This is a genomic window from Arthrobacter sp. ok909, assembly GCF_900104405.1.
Classification (GTDB): Bacteria; Actinomycetota; Actinomycetes; order Actinomycetales; family Micrococcaceae; genus Arthrobacter; species Arthrobacter humicola.
In genome coordinates this window covers 167949-192685 of the sequence record NZ_FNJS01000003.1, presented here as the reverse complement: position 1 = coordinate 192685, position 24737 = coordinate 167949, and the positions used below count along the sequence as shown (strand labels likewise).

Here is a 24737-nt window from a genome sequence, read left to right as displayed (position 1 = left end):
TCAAGTCTAGGCCTGCGGCGTTGCGTGGCTGGTCAGGATGCGTTCAAGGGCTTCGAGGAAGGCTGTGGTTTCCGTCTCAGTGCCCGCGGTCACGCGAAGGTGCCCCGGGATGCCGACGTCGCGGATGAGGACGCCGGCGTCCAGCAGGCCCTGCCAGACGTCGTGCGGGTTCTCCAGGCCGCCGAAGAACACGTAGTTGGAATCGGAAGCCGCCGGTTTTAGGCCCAGGCGGGCCAGCTCGGACACGATCCGGTCGCGCTGGCGCTTGATGTCCTCGACGTCGGCCATGAGGGCCACACGGTGGTGCAGCGCGGCCAGGGCCGTCGCTTGGGTTATAGCGGAGAGGTGGTACGGCAGACGGACCAGCCGCAGGGCGTCGGTGACCTCCGGAGCGGCGGCCATGTACCCGAGCCGCGCCCCGGCGAGGGCGAAGGCCTTGCTCATGGTGCGCGAGACGATGAGCCGCTCACGGCCGGGCAGCAGGGTCAGTGCGCTGGGCGTGCCGTCGTGGGCAAACTCGTGGTACGCCTCGTCTACGATCACGATGGTCTGGCTGGCCTCTCCGGCGGCATAGACGGCCTCGACGACATCAAGACCCAGTCCGGTACCGGTGGGGTTATTCGGGGAGCACAGGAAGACAATGTTGGGCTGCAGCTCCCGGACCTGGCGGGCAGCCGATTCCGCGCTGAGCCCGTAGTCCGCCGCGCGGGCGCCAACAATGTACTCCGTGTCCGTGCCGGCGGCCAGCAGCGGGTACATCGAGTATGTGGGAGGGAAACCAAGGGCCGTCCGGCCGGGACCGCCAAACGCCTGGAGGATTTGCTGAAGTACTTCGTTGGAGCCGTTCGCGGCCCAGATGTTCTCCGCGCCCAGGCCGTGGCCAAGGTACTCGGCCAGGGCTTCCCGCAATTCGGTGAACTCCCGGTCCGGATACCGGTTCAGCCCCGCGGCGGCGGCGCTGACAGCCTCGGTGATAGCGGCGCGGACGTCGGCCGGGACACCATGGGTGTTCTCGTTGACGTTGAGCAGAATGGGGACGTCCAGCTGGGGTGCGCCATACGGTCGCAGGCCGCGCAGATTGGTTCGGAGGGGCAGTCGGTTGAGGCGCTCAAGCTGGTCAGTCACGTGACCAGTTTAAGTGGAAGCGGGACGGGCGCTGAAACTGTGACGCCCGGGACGGTCGCCGGCGGTACCTACTTGGACGGAACGAACAGCTGCTGGCCCGGCATTACACGCGCGGCGTCAAGGTTGTTCAACTGCACGATATCGGCCACGACGTCACGGGGATCGCGTTCCGGCGCCACGGTCCCCGCAATGGCCCAGAGTGACTCCCCCGGCTGGACAGTCACGGAAACAGTGGGCGTCACATTGAGCTGGTCCGCGGAATCCGCCGCCTTGGCCGGAGCGGTAAGGAATCCGCTGAACGACAAGATGAGCGCTGCCAGCAGGATCAGCGGGATCCCGAAGAAGACGAACCGTCCGCGCCGGGTGAGCCGCAGCGGCGCCTGCTTCGGCCGCCGGGCGACCTCGCGGCCCGTGATGCTGTGATCAAAGGTGCTGTGAAACGCGCTTGCTGCTGACATGAACTGAGCCCTCCTGGACCATACGGTGCCGCCCGGCGTACTCCACGTACTCGCCGCCAACCGGCCGAACATTCGAACATAGAACCGAATAATGCGCTCGGGGCGTAAAAGCCGGAATCGAACACATATTCGAACTTTGCTAGTTCTGTTTTAGCACTTAGTAACGAACGATGTCGAGACTCGCTAGAACAAATGTTTGAAAAAGCGATGCCGCTGGCCTACTTTTGAGGGAAAGAACAACAGCTTGTGAACTCGTTCATCGGTAGTTGATCAGGAGGGTCTGACATTTCAGGCCGGAAGTTCCCGGTGACAGCAGCCACGGCGGCCGGGTGGAACGGAAAGGCGTTGGCGAACATGGCAGCACAAGCCACCGGCGGCCGGGCCAGCTCACGGAGCGCCCAGCCTGCACGGGCCCCCAAGAGCCTGACCGTCCGGCAGAAGAAAATCCTGGAAACGATCCAGCGCTCCGTCAGTGACAACGGCTACCCGCCGTCCATGCGCGAAATCGGCGACACCGTCGGACTCGCCAGCCTGTCGAGCGTGACCCATCAGCTGTCCCAACTTGAAAAGCTCGGCTACCTGCGTCGGGACCCAAAGCGTCCAAGGGCCATGGAAGTGCTCATGCCGCTGACCCTGGACGAGGGGACGAGGGCCATTTCGGGCGTCGAGAAATCCAGCGGCCTCCGCGCCGTCGGTGGCCTCTCCGTGACGGAACTCGCCAGCGCCACCGACACGGCAATGGTGCCGTTTGTCGGACGCATCGCGGCCGGCGGACCGATCCTCGCCGACCAGGTGGTGGAGGACGTCATGCCCCTGCCGCGCCAACTGGTGGGCCACGGCGAACTCTTCATGCTCAAGGTGGCCGGCGACTCGATGATCGATGCCGCCATCTGCGACGGCGACTGGGTGGTTGTCCGCCGCCAGGGTGATGCCGTGAACGGCGACATCGTGGCTGCGCTGCTCGACGATGAAGCAACGGTCAAGACGTTCCGCCAGCGCGACGGCCACACCTGGCTGCTACCGCAAAACACCCAGTACGAGCCCATCCTCGGCGACCACGCCGTGATCATGGGCAAGGTCGTCTCGGTGCTCCGCTCCCTGTAGCCACCCCGTGGCAGGCCTCCCGGGGACGGCTTCCAAGGGACGGCTTCCGGGGGCCGGAGCCGCGGCTCCGGCCCCCGCTTTTAGTTCTTTGCGGAGTCCTTCGCCAGCCGCTTCAAGGCGGCCACGGCGATCGAAGGATCCGTGGTGGGCCAGAACGGCGGAAGCGCGGCGCGGAGGAACCCGCCGTAGCGCTCCGTGGACAGCCGCGAATCCAGCACCGCCACCACACCCTTGTCCGAGGTCGAGCGGATCAGCCGGCCGGCGCCCTGCGCCAGGCGGATTGCGGCGTGCGTGGCCGAGACGGACATGAAGCCGTTGCCGCCGGCCTGCGCCACCGCACGGGAACGTGCTGTCATGAGCGGGTCGTCCGGCCGCGGGAACGGAATCCTGTCAATGACCACCAGGCGGCAGGACACTCCGGGAACGTCGACGCCCTGCCACAGGGACATCGTGCCGAACAAACATGTGTCCGGCTCGTCGGCAAACTGCCGCACGAGCGCTGTCATGCTCGACTCCCCCTGGCACAGGATGCTGAGGCCCAGCCGTGGCCGCATCGCCTCGGCGGCCTCCTCCGCCGCTCGCCGGGAGGAAAACAGGCACAGGGCGCCGCCGCCGGAGGCACGGATCAGTTTCTCGAGTTCGTCCAGAGCCTCCGGGGACGTGCCGCGCCCGGGCTTGGGCAGGTGCTGGGCGACATAGAGGATGCCCTGCTTCGGATAGTCGAAGGGGGACCCGACGTCGACGCCGGTCCAGCTCGGGGCGCCGCTGCCGACCAGGCCGAGGCCTCCGGCGGCCGGCTCGAACGCCGCCCCGATGGCGAGCGTGGCCGATGTCAGGATGACGGTGTGGTCCGCGAACAGTCCTTCACGCAGCCGCCCCGCGACGCTCAACGGGGCCACATTGATCAAGGCCGGCGCGGTCTCGTCCGGCTGGGAGTAGCCCTGCGCCGGGTCGAAGCTGCTATTGCGGGAGAACCACACGACTTCGCGGTTTTCCCGCGCGGCCAGGAGGCGTTCGCAAAGTTCCAGGATGACCATGAGGCGGGACCGGGCGAGCTGGCGACCGCCGTCGGCCGTCGTGGAACTGTCCCCCTTGGAATCGGACAGCGCGGCGCGGCAGGCGTCGCGCAACTGGTCGATGCAGTCGAGTTGCTCGGTGTTCAGGCCGTTGGGCATCAACCCGCTGGGGACGCCTTCGATGGCGAGCTCCAGGTGGGAGGCGGCATTGTTCAGGGCGTCCACGGTGATGCCTGTGTGCTTACGGGCCCCGGACGCGGCGGCGTGGACCATCGCCACGGAGAGCTGGCCGGAGACTGCGCCTGTGACGCGGTCCTGCAGTTCGTGGGCCTCGTCCACCACCACGACGTCGTACTCGGGCAGGACCGCCAGGCCTTCGAAGGCGCTGACGGCGAGCATGGCGTGGTTGGTGACCACGACGTCGGCATCGGCGGCGTTCTGCCGGGCCAGTTCACTGAAGCATTCGGCCGCGAGCGGGCACTTCTGCGCGCCGAGGCACTCCATGGACGTGACGGAGACCTGCCGCCAGGCCCGGTCCGTGACACCGGGCATGAGTTCGTCCCGGTCCCCCGTGGCCGTCTCCTCCGCCCATTCGCGCAGGCGCACCACTTCCTTGCCGAGCTGGGAGGAAGGCCCGCCCAGCGCGGCGGCAAAGTGCGGCACGGACGTGTCCTCGCCGAGGGAGAACAGTTGCCCCTCGGACGGTTCCTCGGACGGGAAGCCGCCCTCGATCTTGTGCCGGCACACATAGTTGGACCGGCCCTTCACCAAGGCAACCTTGACGGGCCGCTCCAGGGCCGGGGTGATGGTCTTGAGCAGCCGGGGCAGGTCGCGGCCGACAATCTGGGTCTGCAGTGCCAGGGTCGCAGTGGAGACCAGGGTGGGCTTGTTGCTGGTCAGCGAGTGGGCGATCAGCGGAATCAGGTACGCCAGTGACTTGCCGGTGCCGGTGCCGGCCTGGACCAGCAGGTGGTCGCCGCTGTCGATCGCGCGCGCCACCTGCCGGGCCATTTCGTGCTGGCCGTCGCGGCTCTGGCCACCCATGCCGGACACGGCACGGTCGAGCAGCTCAATCACGAACTCCTCGCCAGTCCCGCCGGCCGTGTTGCCGGACGCCGTGTTGCCGTCCGCGGCGTCCTCGCCCGTCCCTCCGTCGGCCGGTTCCGCGTCAGCGGCCCCGGCGTCCGAGGATCCGGCCTTGGCCTTGGTCACCGCAGCCTCAGTCATTGCTGATGAAGGGATCCAGTTCAGCGGCGAGTCCTTCGCGCACCATCACCACGGCCCGGGTGCCGGTTTCCTCGTGCTCTAGGCTGAGGATCTCGGCGTCGGTCTCATGGAGCTTGTTGAGCAGATCTCCACGGTTGTACGGGATCAACAGCTCAAGCTTCACGCCGGGGCGCGGAATGCCGTCACTGATGGCTTTGAGCAATTCCGGGATGCCTTCACCTGTGCGTGCCGAGACCACCACGTGGCGCGGTTCGCGCTGCTTGAGCCGTTCGACCACAAACGGGTCGGCGGCGTCGGCCTTGTTCAGGACGATGATTTCCGGAACCTTGCGGGCGTCGACTTCGCTGAAGACTGCCCGGACTGCGGCGATCTGGCCCTCGGGGTCGGGGTGCGAGACGTCGACGACGTGCAGGATGAGGTCCGAGTCGGCCACCTCTTCCAGGGTGGAGCGGAATGCTTCCACGAGCTGGGTGGGCAGCGAGCGGACGAATCCCACGGTGTCCGCCAGCGTGTAGCCGAGGCCGTCGGCGGTTTCTGCCTTGCGCACGGTGGGGTCCAGGGTGGCGAACAGGGCGTTCTCCACCAGCACCCCGGCGTCGGTCAGGCGGTTCAGGAGCGAGGACTTCCCGGCGTTGGTGTAGCCGGCGATCGCTACTGACGGCACGGCATTACGACGACGGTTGGCGCGCTTCGTTTCCCGGGCGGGCTTCATCGCGGCGATTTCGCGCCGCAGCTTGGCCATGCGGGTGCGGATCCGGCGGCGGTCCAGTTCGATCTTGGTTTCACCGGGACCACGGGAACCCATGCCGGCGCCGGCGCCGCCCACCTGGCCACCGGCCTGGCGGGACATCGACTCTCCCCAGCCGCGCAGGCGCGGGAGCAGGTATTCGAGCTGGGCCAGTTCCACCTGTGCCTTGCCTTCCCGGCTCTTGGCATGCTGCGCGAAGATGTCCAGGATGAGCGCGGTGCGGTCGATGACTTTGACCTTGACGATGTCCTCCAGGCCGCGCCGCTGGGACGGGGCGAGTTCGGCGTCGACCACTACGGTGTCGGCGCCCGTGGACATCACGATGGCTTTGAGTTCCTGCGCCTTGCCGGAGCCGAGGAACGTTCCGGGGTCGGGCTTGGCCCGGCGCTGGACGAGCCCGTCCAGGACCTCCGAGCCGGCTGTCTCAGCGAGGGCGGCAAGTTCACGCAGGGAGTTCTCGGCGTCGGCGAGGGTACCTTCGCTCCAGAGTCCGGCCAAGACCACGCGTTCGAGGCGCAGCTGCCGGTATTCGACCTCGGTGACGTCCTCGAGTTCGGTGGACAGGCCCGCCTTGCGGCGCAGGGCGTGGCGTTCCTCGAGGTCCTGCTGGTCGCCGTCGAAGTTCGTGTACACGTCGTCCAGGCGCGAGATGGCCTGTGCCGTGCCGAACACCGCCTTCTGGCCGCCGGCGCTCGTGCCGGCCGCGTCGTTGACTCCGGTGCCGCGGCCCGCATTCGGGGCAGGGGTGTCCTTGGAGAGGATCCGGTCGATAACAGCCTGGATCTCCGCAGGGCTCATGTCCTGGGCGGCTGAATCGGGTCCGGTGTTGGGCTGGCTGGTCATGGTCTCCTTTAGGGGTTCGGCTATTTCAGAATAGTGCCGATTGGTGCTCTGTGGGGCGGTATTCGCGCTGGGCTGACGGCGAGGGGTCATGCAGGCCTCCTGGAATGCCCGCGGCAACGGTGCCGGGGGCAGGGCTGGCTCCGGACGGAGCGCTGGCTGGGTAGAGAGAACAGCAAGTTGAAGAAAACAGCTAGGTGAAGAGAGCGGCTTGGTGGGAGAGGCGCCCGAGGCGCCTGGCTGCGGGAACGCAGTGAGGTAATTGCCGTCCGCCGGGCCGGCCCCGAATCGGGCCATGCACGGTGTCAAGGAAAGAAGGGCCGCCGCCAAGGCGTTGCCGAGAAAAGCGGTTGGATTCCAAGTGTTTCGTGCACCTGCTGGCGAGATAACTCGACAGGGCGATGGGGGCACTGAGCGGAAGGCGTTTACCTGCGTCGCTGCGGGGACGGGATGAGACCCGTGCCGGCTACTTGGAGATCAAGATCATGCTTTTAAGCCTAGCAGACGCTGAAGCTCGCCCGGTTCGCGCAGCTGGCTCCCTCGGGGTGGGCCGTTCGGGGCCGGGGTCCGCCGTTCGGGGAGGGCCGCCGGGATCGTTCACGCCCCGTTCCAGGGCTCGGCCGCCGTTCCTTGCTGGGACCGGGCCGTTCCGTTGCGTACCCGGGTTGCGTACCCGGGCCCGGACGCCGTTCCGCGTCCCGTCCGGTTTCCCATTCGGGTGGACCGCCAACTAATCTGGCCCATTATGGAGTCTGCACACTATTTCAGCGCCCAGCCCGCCGGGCCTTTCACCCGCAAGCCGCTCACCGTGGACCTTGCCGGTGAGACGCGCCGGCTGCAGACGTCCTCAGGGATCTTCAGCCCGGACGGGATCGACAAGGGAACGGCCGTGCTGCTGGCAGATGTCCCGGCTCCGGCTCCGCAGGGAAACCTGCTTGATATCGGCTGCGGCTGGGGCCCGATTGCCCTGACCATGGCCCTGCGGGCACCGCACTCCCGCGTCTACGCGGTGGACGTGAACGAGCGCTGCGTGACCCTGACCAACGAAAACGCCGCACTGCTGGGACTCACCAACGTCACCGCCAGCACGCCGGAGGCTGTGGACCCCGAACTGCGTTTTGACACCATCTGGTCCAACCCGCCTATCCGGATCGGCAAGGACGAACTTCACACGCTCCTGCGCCTGTGGATTCCGCGGCTGACGCCGGGCGGATCGGCCTGGCTGGTGGTCCAGAAGAATCTCGGCTCGGATTCGCTGCAGCGTTGGCTCGCGGCGGAGCTCGATTCCAGCTTCACCGTGACCCGTGAGAGCACGTCGAAGTCGTTCCGGATCCTTCGGGTCAGGAAAGCGTCCCGGTAGCCACGATCACGGCCGGGCCGCTGAGCTCGACGTGTTCGTGTCCCTCCGGACCGACGAAGAATTTCACACCGACCACTCCCCCGGGAACGTGAACGTTCCACGCGTCCGGTGCGCCCTGCCCGGCCCAGTGGCGGATGGCGACGGCGGCGGCGCAGGCACCGGTGCCGCATGACTGGGTTTCCCCCACCCCCCGCTCGTGGACCCGCATGGTGATGGTGCCCGTGCCCTCGTGGACGAGTGGTTCGGAGGGCACTACGAATTCAACATTGGTGCCGTGCGGCGGCGTCGGGTCCACCTTGGGCGCGGTGAACAGCTGCGTGGCCTCAAGTTCGGCCATTTCGGCCAGGGCCACCACTGTGTGCGGGTTGCCCATGCTGACCGACAGTGCGGGTCTGGCCACCTCCAGCCCCTCGGCGCTGACGAGCGAATCCATGGCCCGCGCGGTCGCCTCGCCCGGGAAAATGAACTCCCAGGGCCCCATGTCGACGGCATAGCCGGCAGCGGTGCGGACGATCGTCTTCACGCCGCCCCGGGTGCCGATGACGAGGGATTCGCCGGCCGGCAGGTTCACGAGGCCTTCGGCGATGAGGAAGTGCACAAAGACGCGGACGCCGTTGCCGCACATCTCAGACAGCGAGCCGTCGCCATTTCGGTAGTCCATGAACCACTCGGCGTCGGGGTGCACGGTCAGCAATTCCTGCCCCTCGGGCACGAGCCGCGAGGGCACCGCACGGATCAGGCCGTCGCCGCCGATGCCGCGGTGCCGGTCGCAGAGCGCCGCGACCTGCTCGGGGCTGAGCGACAGTGCGCCGTTGGGGTCGGCGATCAGGACAAAGTCGTTGCCTGTTCCGTGGCCCTTGGAAAACTTCAGACCGCTGAGGGATGCGGTATCGCCGGCGGCAGGGGCGGCGGCTACGGCGTGGGATGCGTCCATGCTCCAAGGTTACCGTTCCGTACGGAGAGCTCCGGCACCGTGACGGGAACGCTACGCCAGCGGCGGAACGGGCGCCGTCCGGCACAGGGCCGCGGCCTTGGCCACCAAGGCGGGATCCTGCCAGTCCAGCCAGTTGACCCGGGGATCGGCCCGGAACCAGGTCAGTTGCCGGCGTGCGAACTGCCGGGTGGCGATGATCGTTTCATCCGCGGCCTGCTCGAGGCTGGAAGTGCCATCGAGAACCCGAAGGAACTGGGCATAGCCGAGGGCCCGTGGCGCGGTCCTGCCGTTGCGGAGCCCCGCGGCGTCGAGCCGCCGCACTTCCTCCAGCAGCCCACGGTCCACCATGGCGTGGACCCGCAGGGCCAGGCGCTCCCGGAGCAGTTCCCTATCCACCTCGAGCCCGATCTGGACGGCAGGCTGGAAGTACTCGCGGGCGGGCATGAAGGAGCTGAACGGGCGTCCGGTCAGTTCGAAGACTTCCAGGGCGCGGATGATGCGCCGGGCATCGCCGAGCCTGCCGGCCGACACGGGGTCCACGGCTTCCAGCCGTTGCCGCAGCGGTGCGGGGCCCGCCGTGTCCAGTTCGGCCTCCAGGCGCCGGCGGATGTCGGGATCCGTGCCGGGAAACTCCAGGACATCCAGCGCGGCACGGACGTAAAGTCCGGACCCGCCGGCCAGGATGGCCCGCTTCCCGCGGGCGTGGATGTCTCCGATCAGGGCGCGGGCCTGCTGCTGGAAGTCCGAGACGCTCGCTTCCTCGGTCACGTCCAGGATGTCCAAGAGGTGGTGCGGGACTCCCCGGCGTTCGGCGTCGGTGATCTTGGCCGTGCCGATGTCCATGCCGCGGTAGAACTGCATGGAATCGGCGTTGATGACCTCGCCGTTGAGTTCCAGCGCCAGCGAAACGGCGAGGTCGGACTTGCCGGAACCGGTGGGTCCGACGACGGCGATCACGGGCGGCATTCCCGCCGTCTGCGGCGCCGTCGCCGCCTGGCCGTGCACCTGCGCGACGGCGCTGCGTTGAGGTCCCGGCACGGCGCTAACGGCCGCGGACCGGGAGGCTGGGCATGCCCAGCGACACGCCGGCCTTGCCCGACGCGCTGGCTTTGCCCGCCGGATTCGTCGTGCCGGCCGGGGCGGCACCGCAGGAATCGGCCTGGGAACGGTCCCAGGCGTCACCGGCACGCGAACGGCGCAGGCTGTAATCCGCCGCCGAGGCGGGGTCGGCGACGAGGTGGAAGGCGGCCGCCTCCGTGATGGTGACGGTCACGAGGTCGCCGGGCCGGGGCACGTCGGCGCCCTCGGGCACGGAGAAGTGCACCAGCCGCTGGTCCTGGGAACGGCCGGAGAGGCGGTGGGTTTCCTCCGCCTTGCGGCCGGACTGGGCGGTCACCATGACCTCAACGCGGCGGCCGAGCTGGCGGGCGTTTTCCTCGGCAGCAATCCGGTCCTGCAGGGCCGTGAGGCGCTCAAAGCGCTCCTGGACCACGGCCTTCGGGAGCTGATCCGGCAGGTCCGCGGCGGGGGTGCCTGGCCGCTTGGAGTATTGGAAGGTGAAGGCGGTGGCGAACCGGGACTTCTCGACGACGTCGAGCGTGGCCTGGAAGTCTTCCTCGGTCTCGCCGGGGAAGCCGACGATGATATCCGTGGAGATGGCCGCGTGCGGGATCTTCTCGCGGACCTTGTCCAGGATGCCGAGGAACTTCGCAGAGCGGTAGGACCGCTTCATATCCTTGAGGACCTTGTCCGAGCCGGACTGCAGGGGCATATGCAGCTGCGGCATGACGTTGGGCGTCTCGGCCATGGCGTCGATGACGTCGTCGGTGAAGGCTGCGGGGTGCGGGCTCGTGAAGCGGACACGCTCCAGGCCGGGGATTTCCCCGCAGGCACGCAGGAGCTTCGAAAACGCCTGCCGGTCGCCGAACTCGACGCCATAGGAATTCACGTTCTGCCCCAACAAGGTCACTTCAATGGCGCCGTCGTCCACAAGAGCCTGGATCTCGGCCAGGATCTCCCCCGGACGGCGGTCCTTTTCCTTGCCCCGCAAGGCAGGGACGATGCAGAAGGTGCAAGTGTTGTTGCAGCCAACCGAGATGGACACCCAGCCCGAATAGACGGAGTCGCGCTTGGTCGGAAGGGTCGAGGGGAAGACATCCAACGATTCGAGGATTTCCAGCTGGGCCTCGTTGTTGTGGCGGGCCCGGTTCAGCAGGGCAGGAAGGGCACCGACGTTGTGGGTGCCGAAGACCGCGTCCACCCACGGCGCCTTCTTGAGGATGGTCTCCCGGTCCTTCTGCGCGAGGCACCCGCCAACGGCGATCTGCATGCCGGGATTGGCTGCCTTGACCGGGGCCAGGATACCCAGGTTCCCGTACAGCTTGTTGTCGGCGTTTTCCCGGACCGCGCACGTGTTGAAGACCACGACGTCGGCCAGCTCGCCGGCGGACGGTACGTAGCCCGCGGCTTCAAGCATGCCGGCCATCCGCTCGGAATCGTGCACGTTCATTTGGCACCCGAAGGTGCGCACCTGGTATGTGCGGGGCTGAGCCGAACCGGAATTGAGCTGCGTGGCAGCTGCGTCTGCGCTGACTGCCGACGACGCTGTGGGAGAAGTGGTGCCGGCCGCTGGGGAGGGAATGGTAAAACTCACCTGTTAAGGGTAACGGTTAGGGGTAACCGGTTGTGGCCGGGCCTGCACGGACGCGGGAGGGGACGGCGGCTGGAAGCCCTCAGTCCCCGGCTCCGGCGGCCGCGGCATCGAGCACCTCGGCGACGATCCGGAAGGCCAGTGCGGGCTGATAGCCCTTGCGGGCAAGCATCGACGCCAGGCGGCGGGTGATCTTGTCCCGCTCCGCACGGTCCTCGTCGCCGCTGAATCCCCGCAGTTTGCGCTCCACGAGCTCACGGGCGGCCGCCTCTTCGTCGGCGTCGCTGAGCTGGTCGAGCGCGCTGGCGGCGGTATCCGGGTCGATCCCCTTGTCGGCCAGTTCGCGGCGCAGGGCCCCTTTGGCGAGCTTGCGCGTTTGGGACCTGCTGCGGACCCACATGTCGGCGAACTCGGCGTCGTCAACCAGCCGCACTTCCTCGAAGCGGTCCAGTACGGCCTCGGCCACGTCCTCGGGGACATTACGCTCGGCCAGCTTGCGGGACAGCTGCAGCCGGCTCTTGGGCGAATTCGTCAGCTGGCGCAGCACGATGGCACGCGCCACCGCCGCAGGATCCGCGTCCGGGTCCAGTTCCGGTGACGGCGCCGTGGCTCCACGGGACCCGCTCGACCCGCGGGAACTGCGGGAGCCCTGCGATCCTCGTGAACCGCGGCGGGTCGACCCCATGCTGGGGTCACCAGCGCTCGGGTCAGGGTTCCGCTGCCGGAACCCTGACCCGCTGCCGGCTCCGGAGCTAGAAGCCGTCAACGGCCTTCAGCTTCGGTGATTCCTCGGTCTCGGCGGGGGCCTTCACGCCGACGCCGAGCTTTTCCTTGATCAGGCGCTCGAGTTCGGCCGCCAGTTCCGGGTTGTCGCGCAGGAACCGGCGGGAGTTCTCCATGCCCTGACCCAACTGGTCGCCATCGTAGGTGAACCAGGAGCCGGACTTCTTGATCAGGCCGTGCTCGACACCCATATCGATGATGCCGCCCTCGCGGGAAATGCCCTGGCCGTAGATGATGTCGAACTCGGCGATCTTGAAGGGCGGGGCCATCTTGTTCTTGACGATCTTGGCCTTGGTGCGGTTGCCGACGGAGTCCGCGCCCTCCTTGAGGGTCTGGATGCGGCGGACGTCGATGCGGATTGAGGCATAGAACTTCAGGGCCTTACCACCGGTGGTGGTTTCCGGGGAGCCGAAGAAAACGCCGATCTTTTCGCGCAGCTGGTTGATGAAGATGGCCGTGGTCTTGGTCTGGCTCAGTCGGCCGGTGATCTTACGGAGGGCCTGGCTCATCAGGCGGGCCTGCAGGCCGACGTGGCTGTCGCCCATGTCGCCTTCAATTTCGGCACGGGGAACGAGAGCGGCAACCGAGTCAATGACAATGACGTCAAGGGATCCCGAACCAATGAGCATGTCCATAATTTCCAGGGCCTGCTCGCCGGTGTCCGGCTGGGAGACCAGAAGGGCGTCAGTGTCGACGCCCAGCTTGGCGGCGTATTCCGGGTCGAGGGCGTGTTCGGCGTCGATGAAAGCGGCGATGCCGCCCAGACGCTGGGCGTTGGCAACGGCGTGCAGCGCCACGGTGGTCTTACCGGAGGATTCCGGACCGTAGATTTCCACGACACGGCCGCGGGGCAGGCCGCCAATTCCCAAAGCGACGTCCAAGGCAATGGAGCCGGTGGGGATAACCTCGATGGGCGCACGGACTTCGTCGCCGAGGCGCATAACCGAGCCTTTACCGAACTGCTTGTCAATCTGGGCAAGCGCTGCGTCGAGCGCCTTCTGGCGATCCGGGGCTGCGGCCATGATTCACACCTCTAATACTTTCTCGCTGTGGAGTGGCCGTGTAGGCCCTTCGTCTGTCATCACTGACGCTACTGGCACCCTCCGACAAAGTTGTCGCCGGGGACCCATTATGTGGAAAACGCTCAAAAAAAGCATATCCCTATCCGAACAGATATTCGAACAATAATGCGGCGTGTCAGGCGTCGGCCCCCTACCGGCAGGGGGCCCGGCGGCCCATCCGGCGGCATGCCGGGCAACGTTTCAGGCGTCAGCTGGGTCCGGCGTTGTCGCGGGGTTTGATGTCCCTGCCGAGACGGCGTTCCGGCGGCACGTCCTGGACGTCGCACAGGGCAAGCCACACGTGGCGGGGAGGGATGCCGGCGCTGAGGGCCTGGTCCGCGGTGCGTCCGCCGACGCCGGCCAGAACCAGCGAGCTGCTCAGGACACGGGAGTACCCGGCACCGAACTCGTCGTCCATAAGCCGCCAAAAGTCACTGATTCGCACCAGTAAAGTCTCTCACGGCACGGGACTCTAGAATGGTTGCCATGAGCAACCCACCCGAGGCCGCCGCAGATTCCTCCCCTGAAGACGCCGTCGTTGACGCCGATGCGGCCCTGAACGCCGTCGAAAACCAGCTGAGCCTGCTCTGGCGTCGCGGGCGTTCCATTTCCAATCAGCTCTCCCGCGAGGTCCACCCGGACGTGGAACCCGCTGCGTACGGACTGCTCACCGTGATCCGCAAGCAAGGACCTATCCGGCTGACCGATCTCGCCTCCAGCATCGGCGTCGGCAAACCCTCTGTGAGCCGGCAAATCGCGTTCCTTGAGGGCCTCGGCCTCGTGTCGAAGGAAGCGGATCCCCTCGATGGCCGGGCGCAGGCCATCCGCCTGACGCCCGAGGGCGAGGAAAGGATGCACCAGGTCCAGGACGCCCGGCGTGAGGTGTTCCGGAAGCGCCTGGCGCAGTGGCCGGCCGAAGACCTGCAGGCTCTCGCCACCTACATGGCAAAGCTCAATGCCACCTACGAACGCGATGGCTTCCCCCGGGACGAACACGCCTGAGACTCGAAAAGGCCCCCCGGCCGAGCCGGGGGGCCTTTTCTAACGTCTGCGAGTTGGCGTCTAGCGTGCTCCGGAAAGGAGGCCCTTCGCCAGCTCGTCGTTGAGGTCGGAGTTGAGTTCTCGGTCGAGGTCGCGGCCGTAGCGCTGCGCGAACTCCTGCGGGACGGTGTCCGGAACCGCGACACCCTCGGCGACCGCGACGCGGTCGCTGACTTCGCGGAGCATGCTTGAGAGCGGAACATCGAGGGCCGAGCAGATCGAGGACAGCAACTCCGAGGAGGCTTCCTTCTGGCCGCGTTCCACTTCGCTCAGGTAGCCCAGGGACACACGGGCACTGTGCGAAACTTCACGGAGGGTACGGCCTTGGCGCTGGCGGACATCGCGCAGGACATCACCGATTTCGTGACGAAGTACTACCATCTTGCGCTCCTTCTGTTCGCTCTTTGCCTGATCGGCGAGGCCCACATCCTTCCAGCGGACAACGCCGTTTACGGATACGGGCTGCTTTACCATCTGTATCGCCTTGCTCCTCGTACTGTCGAGTCCGCCGGTGGGGGCGGACTCTGCTGATGTTTTCATCCTAGGCGCCTCCCTTATTTGGAAGCGACACAATGTAACAACTATTCGGAATCAACTTTTGTTCCCGGCAACTTTACGCCGGGTAGCCTTCGGAAGATAGGGCCTCAAGCAGGCGTTCCAGGGCCGCGCCGCACGCGAGGGCGCGGATCTCGGCGCGGCTGCCGTCAAAGGAATACGGGTACGATGTGGAGCCCTCCGCCGTCGCGATGCCGACAAAGACCGTGCCCACCGCCTTGCCGTCGTGCGGTTCGGGCCCGGCCACACCGGTGGTTGACACGCCGATATCGGCGCCACAGACGCGCCGGGCACCGTCTGCCATCGCCGCGGCGACCTGCCCGTCCACGGAACCGACGGCGTCGAGCAGACCGGCGGAGACGCCCAGGACGTCGGTCTTGACCGAGCTGGCGTAGGACACCACGCCGCCCTGCAGCATCGCGGAGGCGCCCGGCGTGTCGGCCAGGATCGCCGCGACCATTCCGGCCGTCAGGGATTCGGCGGTGGCTGCGGTCACCCCCCGGCCGATGGCGCCGGTGACGGCCTGCTCCGCCAGCCGGTGAAGGTTGGGGTGCAGCTTGGGATGAAGATTGGGGTCCGGATTGGCGTCCGGATGGGCGTTCAGATCAGTCATGGCTTGTTCTCCCCTACCCGTGCTTTCTCTGCCTTGATGCCGGCCGCCCGCAGTTTGAGGGCCTCGATAACGTATTCGCCGCCGGTCCACAACGTGATGGCCAGCGCAGCCATCATGACGACGAACGCCACAACGCCGAGCCACGGGGCGATGGATGCCAGCGGTAGGACGTAGAGGAATATCGCCACCGTCTGCACAACCGTTTTGAGCTTCCCGCCCCGCGAGGCCGGAATGACGCCGTAGCGGATGACGAAGAACCGCAGGGCGGTGATGCCCCACTCCCGGAGCAGGATCAGGATCGTCACCCACCACGGCAGTTCCTGGAGCAGCGAGAGCATGACCAGTGCCGAGCCGATCAGGAGCTTGTCGGCGATCGGGTCCGCGATCTTCCCGAAGTCGGTGACGAGTCCGCGGGACCTGGCGATGTCGCCGTCGAGCTTGTCCGTGTAGATGGCCACCGCGAACACGACGGAAGCCGCCCAGCGCCAGACGCCGTTCTGGGCCTGGAGTCCGGGGGCGTCGAGGACGAGGAACCAGACGAAGAACGGCACCAGCACTATCCGCAGCATCGTCAGGATATTCGGCAGGTTCCAGATCCGCGAGGCGGATCCGGCGTTGGCTTCGGCGCTATTCACCTTCCTAGGCTACCCGCCTTCCCGCACTACCGTCCGGTGAGGGACCAAGCGTCCTCCGAGCCGTCCTCGTCATCGGAGCCGTCGGCGCCGTCGTGGTAGTCGATCGCCTGGGTGCGGTTGGCCAGGTCAGCCGCCACGAGGTCCTCCGCGTAGCCGCCCTGGGCGATGTTCGCGTTTGCGTTATCACTTAGCGCCGCCGTCTGGGAATCCGCGACGGCGGGCGCGTCGAGCCCCTTCATCGCGGCCAGCACCGCGGCGAGGTCATCCGGCTTGACCAGCACGTCGCGGGCCTTGGACCCTTCCGAGGGTCCCACCACTCCCCTGGACTCGAGCAGGTCCATGAGGCGTCCGGCCTTCGCGAAGCCGACACGGAGCTTGCGCTGCAGCATCGAGGTGGAGCCGAACTGCGTGGTGACCACGAGTTCGGTCGCCTGGAGCAGGACTTCGAGGTCGTCCCCGATGTCGTCGTCGATCTGCTTCTTCTGCGCCTCGGGCGCGACGTCGTCCCGGTAGACGGCCTTGAGCTGGCCCTTGACGTGTTCGACCACCCTGTGGATCTCGGACTCCGTGACCCACGCGCCCTGGACGCGCATGGCCTTGGAAGCGCCCATGGGCAGGAAGAGGGCGTCGCCCTGGCCGATGAGTTTCTCGGCGCCCGGCTGGTCGAGGACCACCCGGGAGTCGGTGACGGAGGACGTGGCGAAGGCCATGCGGGAGGGCACGTTCGCCTTGATCAGGCCGGTCACGACGTCGACGGACGGACGCTGGGTGGCGAGGACGAGGTGGATGCCGGCCGCACGCGCCAGCTGGGTGATGCGGACGATCGAGTCTTCGACGTCGCGCGGGGCAACCATCATGAGGTCGGCGAGTTCGTCCACGATCACCAGCAGGTACGGATAGGGCTTGATGACGCGCTTGGAGTCCACCGGCGGGTGGACCTTGCCGGCCCGGACGGCCTTGTTGAAGTCGTCGATGTGCTTGAAGCCGTAGTTGGCGAGGTCGTCGTAGCGGGCGTCCATTTCCCGGACCACCCACTGCAGCGCCTCGGCGGCCTTCTTCGGGTTGGTGATGATCGGGGTGATGAGGTGCGGAACGCCCTCATAGGCCGTGAGTTCCACGCGCTTGGGGTCCACCATGACCATGCGGACCTCGTCCGGGGTGGCCCGCATCAGGATCGAAGTGATCATCGAGTTCACGAACGAGGACTTGCCGGCGCCGGTGGCGCCGGCCACCAGCAGGTGCGGCATCTTGGCGAGGTTTGCCACGACGTACCCGCCCTCGACGTCCTTGCCGACGCCCATGACCATGGGGTGGTCGGTGCGGCGGGCGTTCTGGCTGCGGAGCACGTCGCCCAGGGACACGGTCTCGCGGTCCGTGTTGGGGATCTCGATGCCGATGGCGGACTTGCCCGGGATGGGGCTCAGGATGCGCACGTCCGAGCTCGCGACGGCGTAGGAGATGTTCTTGGACAAGGCGGTGACCCGCTCCACCTTGGTGCCCGGGGACAGTTCGATTTCGTAGCGGGTCACGGTGGGGCCGCGGCTGAAGCCGGTCACCTGGGCATCGACGTTGAACTGGTTCAGGGTCTCGGTGAGCGAGGCGACGATCGCGTCATTGGCCTCGGTGCGTTCCTTGGGGATGGAGCCGGGCGTCAGCATGTCCGACGCCGGCAGGGTGTAGGTCACGTCGCCGGCCAGCGAGAGCTGTTCGGTGCGCTGCGGAATCGGGGTGGGCAGGGGTGCCGGCGCCACCGGGTTGGCGGGGACTTTCGGGGCTGCCGCGGCGGCGGGGTTGAGCGAGCCCGCCGCCACCATTCCGGGAGTCACCAGCGGGATGGCCTCGGTGGCGTTGTCGCCCGGCGATCCGGCGGCCGCGCCGAGGCCCTGGGCCGCCTTGATCTTCTCGACGGCAATCTCGGCCTGGGTGGGACGGCGGACACCGGGTGCGACGCCGGACTCGGCACCGGGCTCGACGTCGGGCCCGGCACCAGCCAGCGCCTTGGCGCCCCTGGCCCGTTTGGCGGGCGGCGCGTCGTCGGCTGCTTCCTCATCGGCGATGAGCGCCCGCTCGAACGCTTCGTCGCCGACGTAGCCTTCCAGGCCGGCGTCGTCGTCGTGGTCCCTGCCGAAGAGGCGCCTGCGCTTCTTCCTGGGCGCCGCCTCGGCGTCGTTCTCGTAGAGGTAGCTGCGGTCGTGACGGTCCCCGCCGTCGTCGTCCTGCAGGTCGATGCCCATCAGGTGCTCGTAGGCGTCCCGGAGGCGGCCGGGGATGGCGCCGAAGGGTGTCGCCGTGACGATCAGCAGCGAGGTGAAGGCCAACAGGCTGTACACCGCCACGGGGACGGCGGGGTGGACTGCGGCCAGCGGGGCGGCGGCGAGGTAACCGAGCATGCCGCCGGCCTTGCGCAGGCCGTCGAAGCCGTCGGCCACCGTCGGCTGGCCGCCGATGATATGGGCCAGGCCGGAACCGGCGAAGGTCATGATGAGGAAGCCGATGCCGATCCGGTTGTTGCCGCGGCCGTCGTCGGGCTGGCGGAACAGGCGGAAGGCGCACACGAACAGCATGAGCGGCAGCAGCAGGGACATCCAGCCGAATGTGCCGTTGATGACCGCGAACACGAGGTCCGGGAGCCAGCCTTGGAACCCCCACCACGCGAAGGTGGCGACGAAGACGCCCAGGGCCAGGTTGAACAGTGCGGCACCGTCGCGGCGGTCCTCGGGGGCGAGGTCGCTGACGTCGTGGCCGACGCGCCGGATACCGGCGCCGACCACGTGGCCAATGCCAAGCCATGCACCGGCGAACACCCGGACAATCCAGGGCTGGGGCGGCTCAACGGCGGCCAACTGACGGGTCCGGGCGGTCGCTGTTTTTCTACCTGCGGCGCCCCGCGGCCGGGCGGATTTGGATGCGGCGGGACTGGACCCCCGGCCGGGAGAACTGCCTGATTTGCCGCTTGAGTTTCCTCTAGGCGCGGGAGAAGTACGAGTCGCCATACCCGCCACGGTACCGGATGCCGGCTCTAAAACCCCGAATATCCGGGCCGTCCGGGATCATGTTGTTCCCGGTTCCGACGCCGAACGGCCTCCCCCGCCCGCCGTAGCCCTCAGGCTGCGAGCGGGCCGGGAAGGCCGTTCACCGGGCATCCGCCCGGTGCGCGAAAAGGCTTACCCCGGTGAACCACCTGAGGCTTACGCACGGTGAACCAACTGAGGCTTACGCCTCAAGGACCACCGGAATGATCATGGGCTTGCGGCGCAGCTTGCGGTTCACCCAGGTGCCCACGACCCGGCGGACGACCTGCTGGAGCTGGTGCGTCGTGTGGTCGGTTCGGTTCTGCACTGCTTCTTCGAGGGCCTCGTTGATCTTGGGGATGATCTCGTCAAAGACGGAGTCGTCCTCGGCCACGCCGCGGGCGTGGATCTCCGGCCCGGACACCACCTTGCCGGTGGCCCGGTGGATGACGGTGATGATGGAGATGAAACCCTCGTCGCCGAGGACCTGGCGGTCCTTGAGGTCGGCGTCGGTGATTTCACCCACGCTGGAGCCGTCAACGTAGACGAACCCGACCTCGACCTGGCCGACGATGTCGGCCTGGTGGTCGCGGAGATCGATCACGGTGCCGTTGTCTGCGAGCAGGATGCTTTCCTCCGGCACGCCGGATTCGAGGGCAATCTTGCCGTTGGCGATGAGGTGGCGGGTTTCGCCGTGCACCGGCATGGCGTTGAGCGGCTCAAGGATGTTGTAGCAGTACAACAGCTCGCCGGCGGCGGCGTGGCCGGAGACGTGCACCTTGGCGTTGCCCTTGTGGATGACATCTGCGCCGAGCTTCAGCAGGCCGTTGATGATGCGGAAGACCGCGTTCTCGTTACCCGGGATGAGGCTCGAGGCGAGGATGACGGTGTCGCCCTGGCCGACGACGACGCGGTGGTCGCCGTTGGCCATGCGGGACAGGGCCGCCATGGGCTCGCCCTGGGAGCCGGTGGACATCAGCACAACCCGGTTGTCCGGCAGGTTGTCGATGTTCTTGATATCGACCAGGATCCCGGCCGGGACCTCGAGGTAGCCCAGTTTCGCGGCGATGGCCATGTTCCGGACCATGGAGCGGCCCACGAAGGCAACCTTGCGGTTGTGGTTGGCGGCGGCGTCGAGGACCTGCTGGACGCGGTGCACGTGGGAGGAGAAGGACGCGACGATGATCCGCTTGGAGGCCTGGCCGAACAGCCGGTCCAGGGTGGGCCCGATTTCCTTCTCGGCGGTGGTGAAACCGGGGACGTCGGCATTGGTCGAGTCCGACATGAACAGGTCCACGCCTTCTTCGCCCAGCTTGGCGAAGTGCCGGAGGTCGGTGATACGCCCGTCGAGCGGCAGCTGGTCCATCTTGAAGTCACCGGTGTGCAGGACTGTGCCGCCCGCGGTGCGGAGGAACACGGCCAGGGCGTCCGGGATGGAGTGGTTGACGGCGATGAACTCGCATTCGAAGGGCCCGAACTTCTCGACCTGGCCCTCGACGACAATCTTGGTGTTGGGCTTGATCCGGTGTTCCTGCAGCTTGGCCTCGATGAGGGCCAGGGTGAGCTGCGAGCCCACGATGGGGATATCGGCGCGCAGGCGCAGGAGGTAGGGAACGGCACCGATGTGGTCCTCGTGACCGTGGGTCAGGACGACGGCGACGATGTCCTGGAGACGGTTCTCGATGTAGGAGAAATCCGGCAGGATGAGGTCGACGCCGGGCTGGGTCTCCTCGGGGAAGAGCACGCCGCAGTCAACGATGAGGAGCTTGCCCCCGATCTCGAAGACGGTCATGTTGCGGCCAATTTCCCCGAGCCCGCCGAGCGGCACGATCCGCAGGGTGTTGTTCGGGAGGCGGGGCGGCGTGACAAGGCCGGGAAGGGCGGTTTGGGTCATAGTGCACTACTTTCCAGGCGGAAATCGGGCTGGACTTTCACGATCAGGATTGGCTCCTGCTCAGGAAAAGACCATCCCCGCTTCCGCCAAATCCTCGCGGATGATTACGATCTCGGCCTCGTCCGGCTCCACGAGGGGCAAACGGACAACCGAGTTGGGCAGGACTCCCTGCCACTTAAGAACCTGCTTGGCAGCGACAGCACCCTGAATGTGGGTCATCACTGCGCGGACCACGGGGTCCAGTTCGAAATGTAGGGTGCGGGCGGTAGCAAAATCGCCTGCAAGTGCGGCATCGATCAGCGCGCGGAACTGCCGCGTCGCGACGTGCGCGGAAACGCTGACCAGGCCGACGGCACCTGCAGCCATCCACGGCAGCGTGAGGCCGTCGTCGCCGGAGTAGACATCGATATCGGTGTTGGCCAGGACCTGGGTGAGGGCGGCGAAATCAGCCTTCGCATCCTTGAGGGCAACGATCCGGGGGTGGTCGGCGAGACGGATCATGGTCTCGGGCAGGATGGGCACGCCGGCGCGGCCCGGAATGTCGTACACCATGACGGGGAGGTCGGCGGCGTCGGCGACGGCCTCGACGTGGGCCTGGATGCCGGCCTGGCTGGGCTTGTTGTAATACGGGGTGACGATCAGCTGGCCGTGGGCTCCCGCCTTGGCGGCGCGCTTGGCCATCTCGATCGAGTGCGAAGTGTGGTTGGTCCCGGTTCCGGCGATGACCTTGGCGCGGTCGCCGACGGCCTCGACAATGACGCGGAAGAGCTTCTCTTTTTCGTCGTCCTCGAGCGTGGAGGTCTCCCCGGTGGTGCCGGAGATGACGAGGGCATCATTGCCGTCGTCGACGAGCTTGCTCGCCAGTTCCGCCGACAGCTTGTAGTCGACCTCACCGTCCGTCGTGAAAGGCGTAACCATGGCAGTCACGAGGGTCCCGAACGTGTAAGAGCGAATATCAGAGTCAGCCATATGAAAAACGTTACCTTGTCTGCGGCATGTTAGGACAATGGCGGCGGTGTGAGGAGCGTCAAACTTGCCCGGCCGCGCGTCACGTTTCGGTCTTCCGGCCGGGCTCAGGGCCGCCGAAACCGGGCCAGGACACCGTGCTGAAGGCTCGCCGTCAGCACTTCGGTCCCGGTACCGGCCGCCTGCCGGAAAGGGAGCCCGTCAGGACCCCAGAATCCGCTCAGCCCGCACGAGGGACCGAGTGGCGTGGCGCCTGCCAGGTTCGCCAGGACGGAGAACATCCGGTTGTCCATGGCGCGGGCGCCAAGATGCAGCCCTAGCCGATGGTCCTCCCCCGCCGTGTAGACGGCCGAGACGGCATAGACGTCCGCCCCTGCCCCCGCCGCCCACTCCGCGTGACCGGGGCGGGCGGCGTCGAAGCAGATCGCCAAAGCGATCTTCCAGCCGTCGATCTCCAAGACCGCGGGATGACTGCCGGCAACAAAGAGCCCCTGCTCCGGACCGTGCAGCCAGGTCTTGAAGCTGGGCTCGATGGCGCCTGATGGGTGAATGGCCAAAGAGGCCAGCCGCGGCGTGCCGTCGTCCTGCGTGAAAGCGGCCCCGACCACGGCGGTAATTCCAGTCCGGCGGCAGATTTCCCGGATGCCGTCCAGCCGCCGGTCTGCCGCGCCCAGCCACTCTTCGGGCCCCTCCAGCAGGTCCAGCCGGTACCCCGTCAGCGAGAGTTCGGGAAAGATGACCAGCCGGGCTCCGTGGGACTCGGCGTCTTCGATCAGGCGGATGTGTTCGGACACATTGGCGGCAACGCCGCCGTCAAGGGCCTCGTATTGGATCGCGGACAGCGTCAGAGCAGTTATGGAGCCAGTGGTCACTCTGCCATCCTAGGCATCTCCCTCCCTCCCGCGGGCGCCGAGCAGTAACGCCCGACGGCGGATTCGCGCAAAGACTCCGCCCAGGCCGCGAGCCGCTGGGCCGCCCGCACGTAGTGGAACAACTCGGTCGGAGTGAGGGCGTCGAGATCCGTCTCCGCCAGCCGCCGCGCCAGCTCCGCCCCCGGCGGCTGCACTGCCAACGCCGTGCCCTCCTGATCCCACTGGACATCCTCCGCCGGCTCTCCGTCGACCAGCCGCCGGAAGAGGAAGTCCACGACACCCGGGCTCATGGCCTTGAGAACGCCAGCCCCCGCCTCACAGCCGTCCCCACGGCCGCCGGGCGGGGTGTTGCCGGATTCCCGGCCCGAAGGTTTCCGGCCTGGTGAATCCGGAGTCAGGAAGGCGGGCTCTGAGGCGTTGTTCATGCGCTCATCCTATTCGAACATATATTCGAATACAAGGCTTCGTCGGGGCCTGCGTGACGCTGCGGGCAGGCCTACCATGAGACGATCAAACGATGACCCCGCGCGGAATGACCACTGCTTCCCGGACCGCCAAGGCCACCTCCGCCGGCCTCCGGCTGGCCGGCATTGACGCCGCCCGCGGGCTCGCGTTACTGGCCATGATGGCCACGCACGTGCTGGCGACCTTCGAGTCGAACGCGCAGCTCACGCCCACATGGATCGGGCTCGCGTTTTCCGGGCGGGCTTCGGCACTGTTCGCCGTGCTGGCCGGCGTCGGCTTGGCGCTGTCCACCGGGAAACAGCAGCCGGTGGAGGGTTCCTCGCTCTGGGCCGCCCGCCGCGGCATCGCACTAAGGGCGCTGGTGGTAGGCGCCGTCGGACTCTCGCTGGGTGGCCTGGACGTCAACATCGCCGTCATTCTGGTCCACTATGCGCTCCTGTTCCTGTGCGTGCTGCCGTTCGTCGGTCTCGGGGTCAACCGCCTGCTTATCCTCGCGACCGCATGGATTCTTGCCGCTCCTGCGCTGGCCTACCTGCTGCGGCCCTGGCTGCTGTCAGCAGATCCGCCCTTACGGCTGGGCCATAACCCCGGCTGGGAGGATCTGGCCACACCCGCAAGGTTCCTCGGCGACCTCTTCCTCACGGGCTACTATCCCGTCCTGCAGTGGATCGCCTATCTCCTGGTGGGGCTGGCGATCGGCCGGATGGCGCTGTCGAAGGCAGCCACACCGTTCCTGCTGCTGGCTGCCGGAACGGCGGTGGCGGTCTTTGCCAAGTGGCTCGGGACAGTCCTGATGGCTGACTGGGGCGGCCGGCAGGCATTGGAGGCGCAGATCGGCGATCCCGCCTACCCGCTGGGGAGTCTGCTGCAGGTCAACCTGGCGGGCGTCGACCAGTCAGGCTCAGTGTGGTGGCTGGCCACCAGTGCACCGCATGCGGGCACCACGCTGGACCTGCTTCACACCTCGGGAGTCGCCGCCGCCGTGATTGGCGTGTGCCTGCTGCTGGGCCGGCTGGGCGAATGGGTGGAGCTGGACCTGCTGCTACCGCTCCGCGGAATCGGGGCCATGACTTTGACCCTCTACACGGCGCATTTGTGCATCATGGCGGCCCTGCACGATCAGCCGCTGGCGCCCGGCTGGACCGTGGAGGGCGTGTACTGGGCGCAGGCCATCGGCATGTTGGTGATCGGCGGAGTCTTCGCGGCCCTAATCTGGCGCGGGCCGCTGGAATGGGTGTCCCATGCCGCCAACCAGGTGGGCCGCTACCAGCCCGCCCGCATCCGTCAGCCTGCCCGTTTCCGCTAGGACGTCTGCCCCATAAGGGCGGTGGACCGCGCCGGATGACGGCCACGTGGGTTCTCCGCGTCTGCATCGCCTG

General features: G+C 67.2%; 22 protein-coding genes. 4 read left to right on the top strand and 18 right to left on the bottom strand.

Annotated elements, in window-relative coordinates; genetic code table 11:
* Positions 1-6: 6 nt before the first annotated feature.
* Positions 7-1125, bottom strand: a complete 1119-nt coding sequence (locus BLR03_RS04305; RefSeq protein WP_091249865.1) for a histidinol-phosphate transaminase — start codon at positions 1123-1125, stop codon at positions 7-9.
* Between the two features lie 68 nt (positions 1126-1193).
* A complete protein-coding gene (locus BLR03_RS04300; RefSeq protein ID WP_091249862.1) occupies positions 1194-1583 on the bottom strand; it encodes a LysM peptidoglycan-binding domain-containing protein in 390 nt (129 codons plus the stop codon).
* A gap of 354 nt (positions 1584-1937) precedes the next feature.
* On the opposite strand from BLR03_RS04300, the gene lexA reads away from it, so the two are divergent.
* The gene (gene lexA, locus BLR03_RS04295) at positions 1938-2687 is read left to right on the top strand and encodes a transcriptional repressor LexA (protein ID WP_091250045.1); all 750 of its coding nucleotides are present in this window, start codon (positions 1938-1940) and stop codon (positions 2685-2687) included.
* A gap of 80 nt (positions 2688-2767) precedes the next feature.
* Here lexA and BLR03_RS04290 read toward each other — a convergent pair whose 3' ends face one another.
* The gene (locus tag BLR03_RS04290; RefSeq protein ID WP_302846565.1) at positions 2768-4930 is read right to left on the bottom strand and encodes an ATP-dependent DNA helicase; all 2163 of its coding nucleotides are present in this window, start codon (positions 4928-4930) and stop codon (positions 2768-2770) included.
* Positions 4923-6521, bottom strand: a complete 1599-nt coding sequence (hflX, locus tag BLR03_RS04285; RefSeq protein WP_091249859.1) for a GTPase HflX — start codon at positions 6519-6521, stop codon at positions 4923-4925. The genes BLR03_RS04290 and hflX overlap by 8 nt, the downstream gene beginning before the upstream one ends.
* 742 nt (positions 6522-7263) lie before the next feature.
* Between hflX and BLR03_RS04280 the strand changes: the two genes are divergently transcribed.
* Positions 7264-7878, top strand: a complete 615-nt coding sequence (locus BLR03_RS04280; RefSeq protein WP_091249856.1) for a class I SAM-dependent methyltransferase — start codon at positions 7264-7266, stop codon at positions 7876-7878.
* Here BLR03_RS04280 and dapF read toward each other — a convergent pair.
* The 6 genes from dapF to BLR03_RS04250 form a co-directional block, all read right to left on the bottom strand.
* The gene (dapF, locus tag BLR03_RS04275) at positions 7859-8812 is read right to left on the bottom strand and encodes a diaminopimelate epimerase (RefSeq protein ID WP_091249853.1); all 954 of its coding nucleotides are present in this window, start codon (positions 8810-8812) and stop codon (positions 7859-7861) included. The two genes, BLR03_RS04280 and dapF, sit on opposite strands and share 20 nt — an antisense overlap.
* A 51-nt stretch (positions 8813-8863) precedes the next feature.
* Positions 8864-9778: a tRNA (adenosine(37)-N6)-dimethylallyltransferase MiaA gene (miaA, locus tag BLR03_RS04270; protein WP_091249850.1), complete on the bottom strand. Its 915-nt coding sequence runs from the start codon at positions 9776-9778 to the stop codon at positions 8864-8866.
* Positions 9779-9854: 76 nt separating this feature from the next.
* The gene (gene miaB, locus BLR03_RS04265; RefSeq protein ID WP_175460407.1) at positions 9855-11465 is read right to left on the bottom strand and encodes a tRNA (N6-isopentenyl adenosine(37)-C2)-methylthiotransferase MiaB; all 1611 of its coding nucleotides are present in this window, start codon (positions 11463-11465) and stop codon (positions 9855-9857) included.
* Between the two features lie 79 nt (positions 11466-11544).
* Positions 11545-12024 carry a regulatory protein RecX gene (locus BLR03_RS04260; RefSeq protein WP_175460406.1) on the bottom strand — a complete coding sequence of 160 codons (480 nt, stop codon included), beginning with the start codon at positions 12022-12024 and terminating at the stop codon, positions 11545-11547.
* Positions 12025-12214: 190 nt separating this feature from the next.
* A complete protein-coding gene (gene recA, locus BLR03_RS04255; protein WP_091249847.1) occupies positions 12215-13267 on the bottom strand; it encodes a recombinase RecA in 1053 nt (350 codons plus the stop codon).
* Between the two features lie 247 nt (positions 13268-13514).
* The gene (locus BLR03_RS04250) at positions 13515-13751 is read right to left on the bottom strand and encodes a DUF3046 domain-containing protein (RefSeq protein ID WP_091249843.1); all 237 of its coding nucleotides are present in this window, start codon (positions 13749-13751) and stop codon (positions 13515-13517) included.
* Positions 13752-13792: 41 nt separating this feature from the next.
* Here BLR03_RS04250 and BLR03_RS04245 point away from each other — a divergent pair, with 41 nt between their 5' ends.
* Positions 13793-14308, top strand: a complete 516-nt coding sequence (locus tag BLR03_RS04245; RefSeq protein ID WP_091249840.1) for a MarR family winged helix-turn-helix transcriptional regulator — start codon at positions 13793-13795, stop codon at positions 14306-14308.
* A gap of 60 nt (positions 14309-14368) precedes the next feature.
* On the opposite strand, the gene BLR03_RS04240 is transcribed toward BLR03_RS04245, so the two are convergent.
* The 8 genes from BLR03_RS04240 to BLR03_RS04205 all read right to left on the bottom strand — a co-directional run bounded on the left by BLR03_RS04240 (position 14369) and on the right by BLR03_RS04205 (position 23318).
* Positions 14369-14821, bottom strand: a complete 453-nt coding sequence (locus tag BLR03_RS04240; protein ID WP_066434909.1) for a helix-turn-helix domain-containing protein — start codon at positions 14819-14821, stop codon at positions 14369-14371.
* Between the two features lie 139 nt (positions 14822-14960).
* Positions 14961-15506: a CinA family protein gene (locus BLR03_RS04235; RefSeq protein ID WP_254788158.1), complete on the bottom strand. Its 546-nt coding sequence runs from the start codon at positions 15504-15506 to the stop codon at positions 14961-14963.
* A 5-nt stretch (positions 15507-15511) separates the two neighbouring features.
* Positions 15512-16150: a CDP-diacylglycerol--glycerol-3-phosphate 3-phosphatidyltransferase gene (gene pgsA, locus BLR03_RS04230; RefSeq protein ID WP_091249836.1), complete on the bottom strand. Its 639-nt coding sequence runs from the start codon at positions 16148-16150 to the stop codon at positions 15512-15514.
* 26 nt (positions 16151-16176) lie between these two features.
* On the bottom strand, positions 16177-19143 hold the full coding sequence (locus BLR03_RS04225; protein ID WP_091249835.1) for an FtsK/SpoIIIE family DNA translocase: 2967 nt from the start codon (positions 19141-19143) through the stop codon (positions 16177-16179).
* Between the two features lie 220 nt (positions 19144-19363).
* Complete coding sequence (locus tag BLR03_RS04220; protein ID WP_091249832.1) at positions 19364-21055, bottom strand: ribonuclease J; 1692 nt, start codon at positions 21053-21055, stop codon at positions 19364-19366.
* 60 nt (positions 21056-21115) lie between these two features.
* Positions 21116-22024, bottom strand: a complete 909-nt coding sequence (gene dapA / locus BLR03_RS04215) for a 4-hydroxy-tetrahydrodipicolinate synthase (protein WP_091249830.1) — start codon at positions 22022-22024, stop codon at positions 21116-21118.
* Between the two features lie 104 nt (positions 22025-22128).
* The gene (locus BLR03_RS04210; protein ID WP_091249826.1) at positions 22129-22893 is read right to left on the bottom strand and encodes a carbon-nitrogen hydrolase family protein; all 765 of its coding nucleotides are present in this window, start codon (positions 22891-22893) and stop codon (positions 22129-22131) included.
* Entirely contained in the window at positions 22890-23318 is a 429-nt protein-coding gene (locus tag BLR03_RS04205) for a hypothetical protein (protein WP_254788149.1), read from the bottom strand. Before BLR03_RS04205 ends, BLR03_RS04210 begins: the two co-directional genes overlap by 4 nt.
* 92 nt (positions 23319-23410) lie before the next feature.
* Here BLR03_RS04205 and BLR03_RS04200 point away from each other — a divergent pair, with 92 nt between their 5' ends.
* Positions 23411-24664, top strand: coding sequence for a heparan-alpha-glucosaminide N-acetyltransferase domain-containing protein (locus tag BLR03_RS04200; protein ID WP_091249823.1), 1254 nt, complete (start codon positions 23411-23413; stop codon positions 24662-24664).
* The last annotated feature ends 73 nt before the right edge of the window (positions 24665-24737 follow it).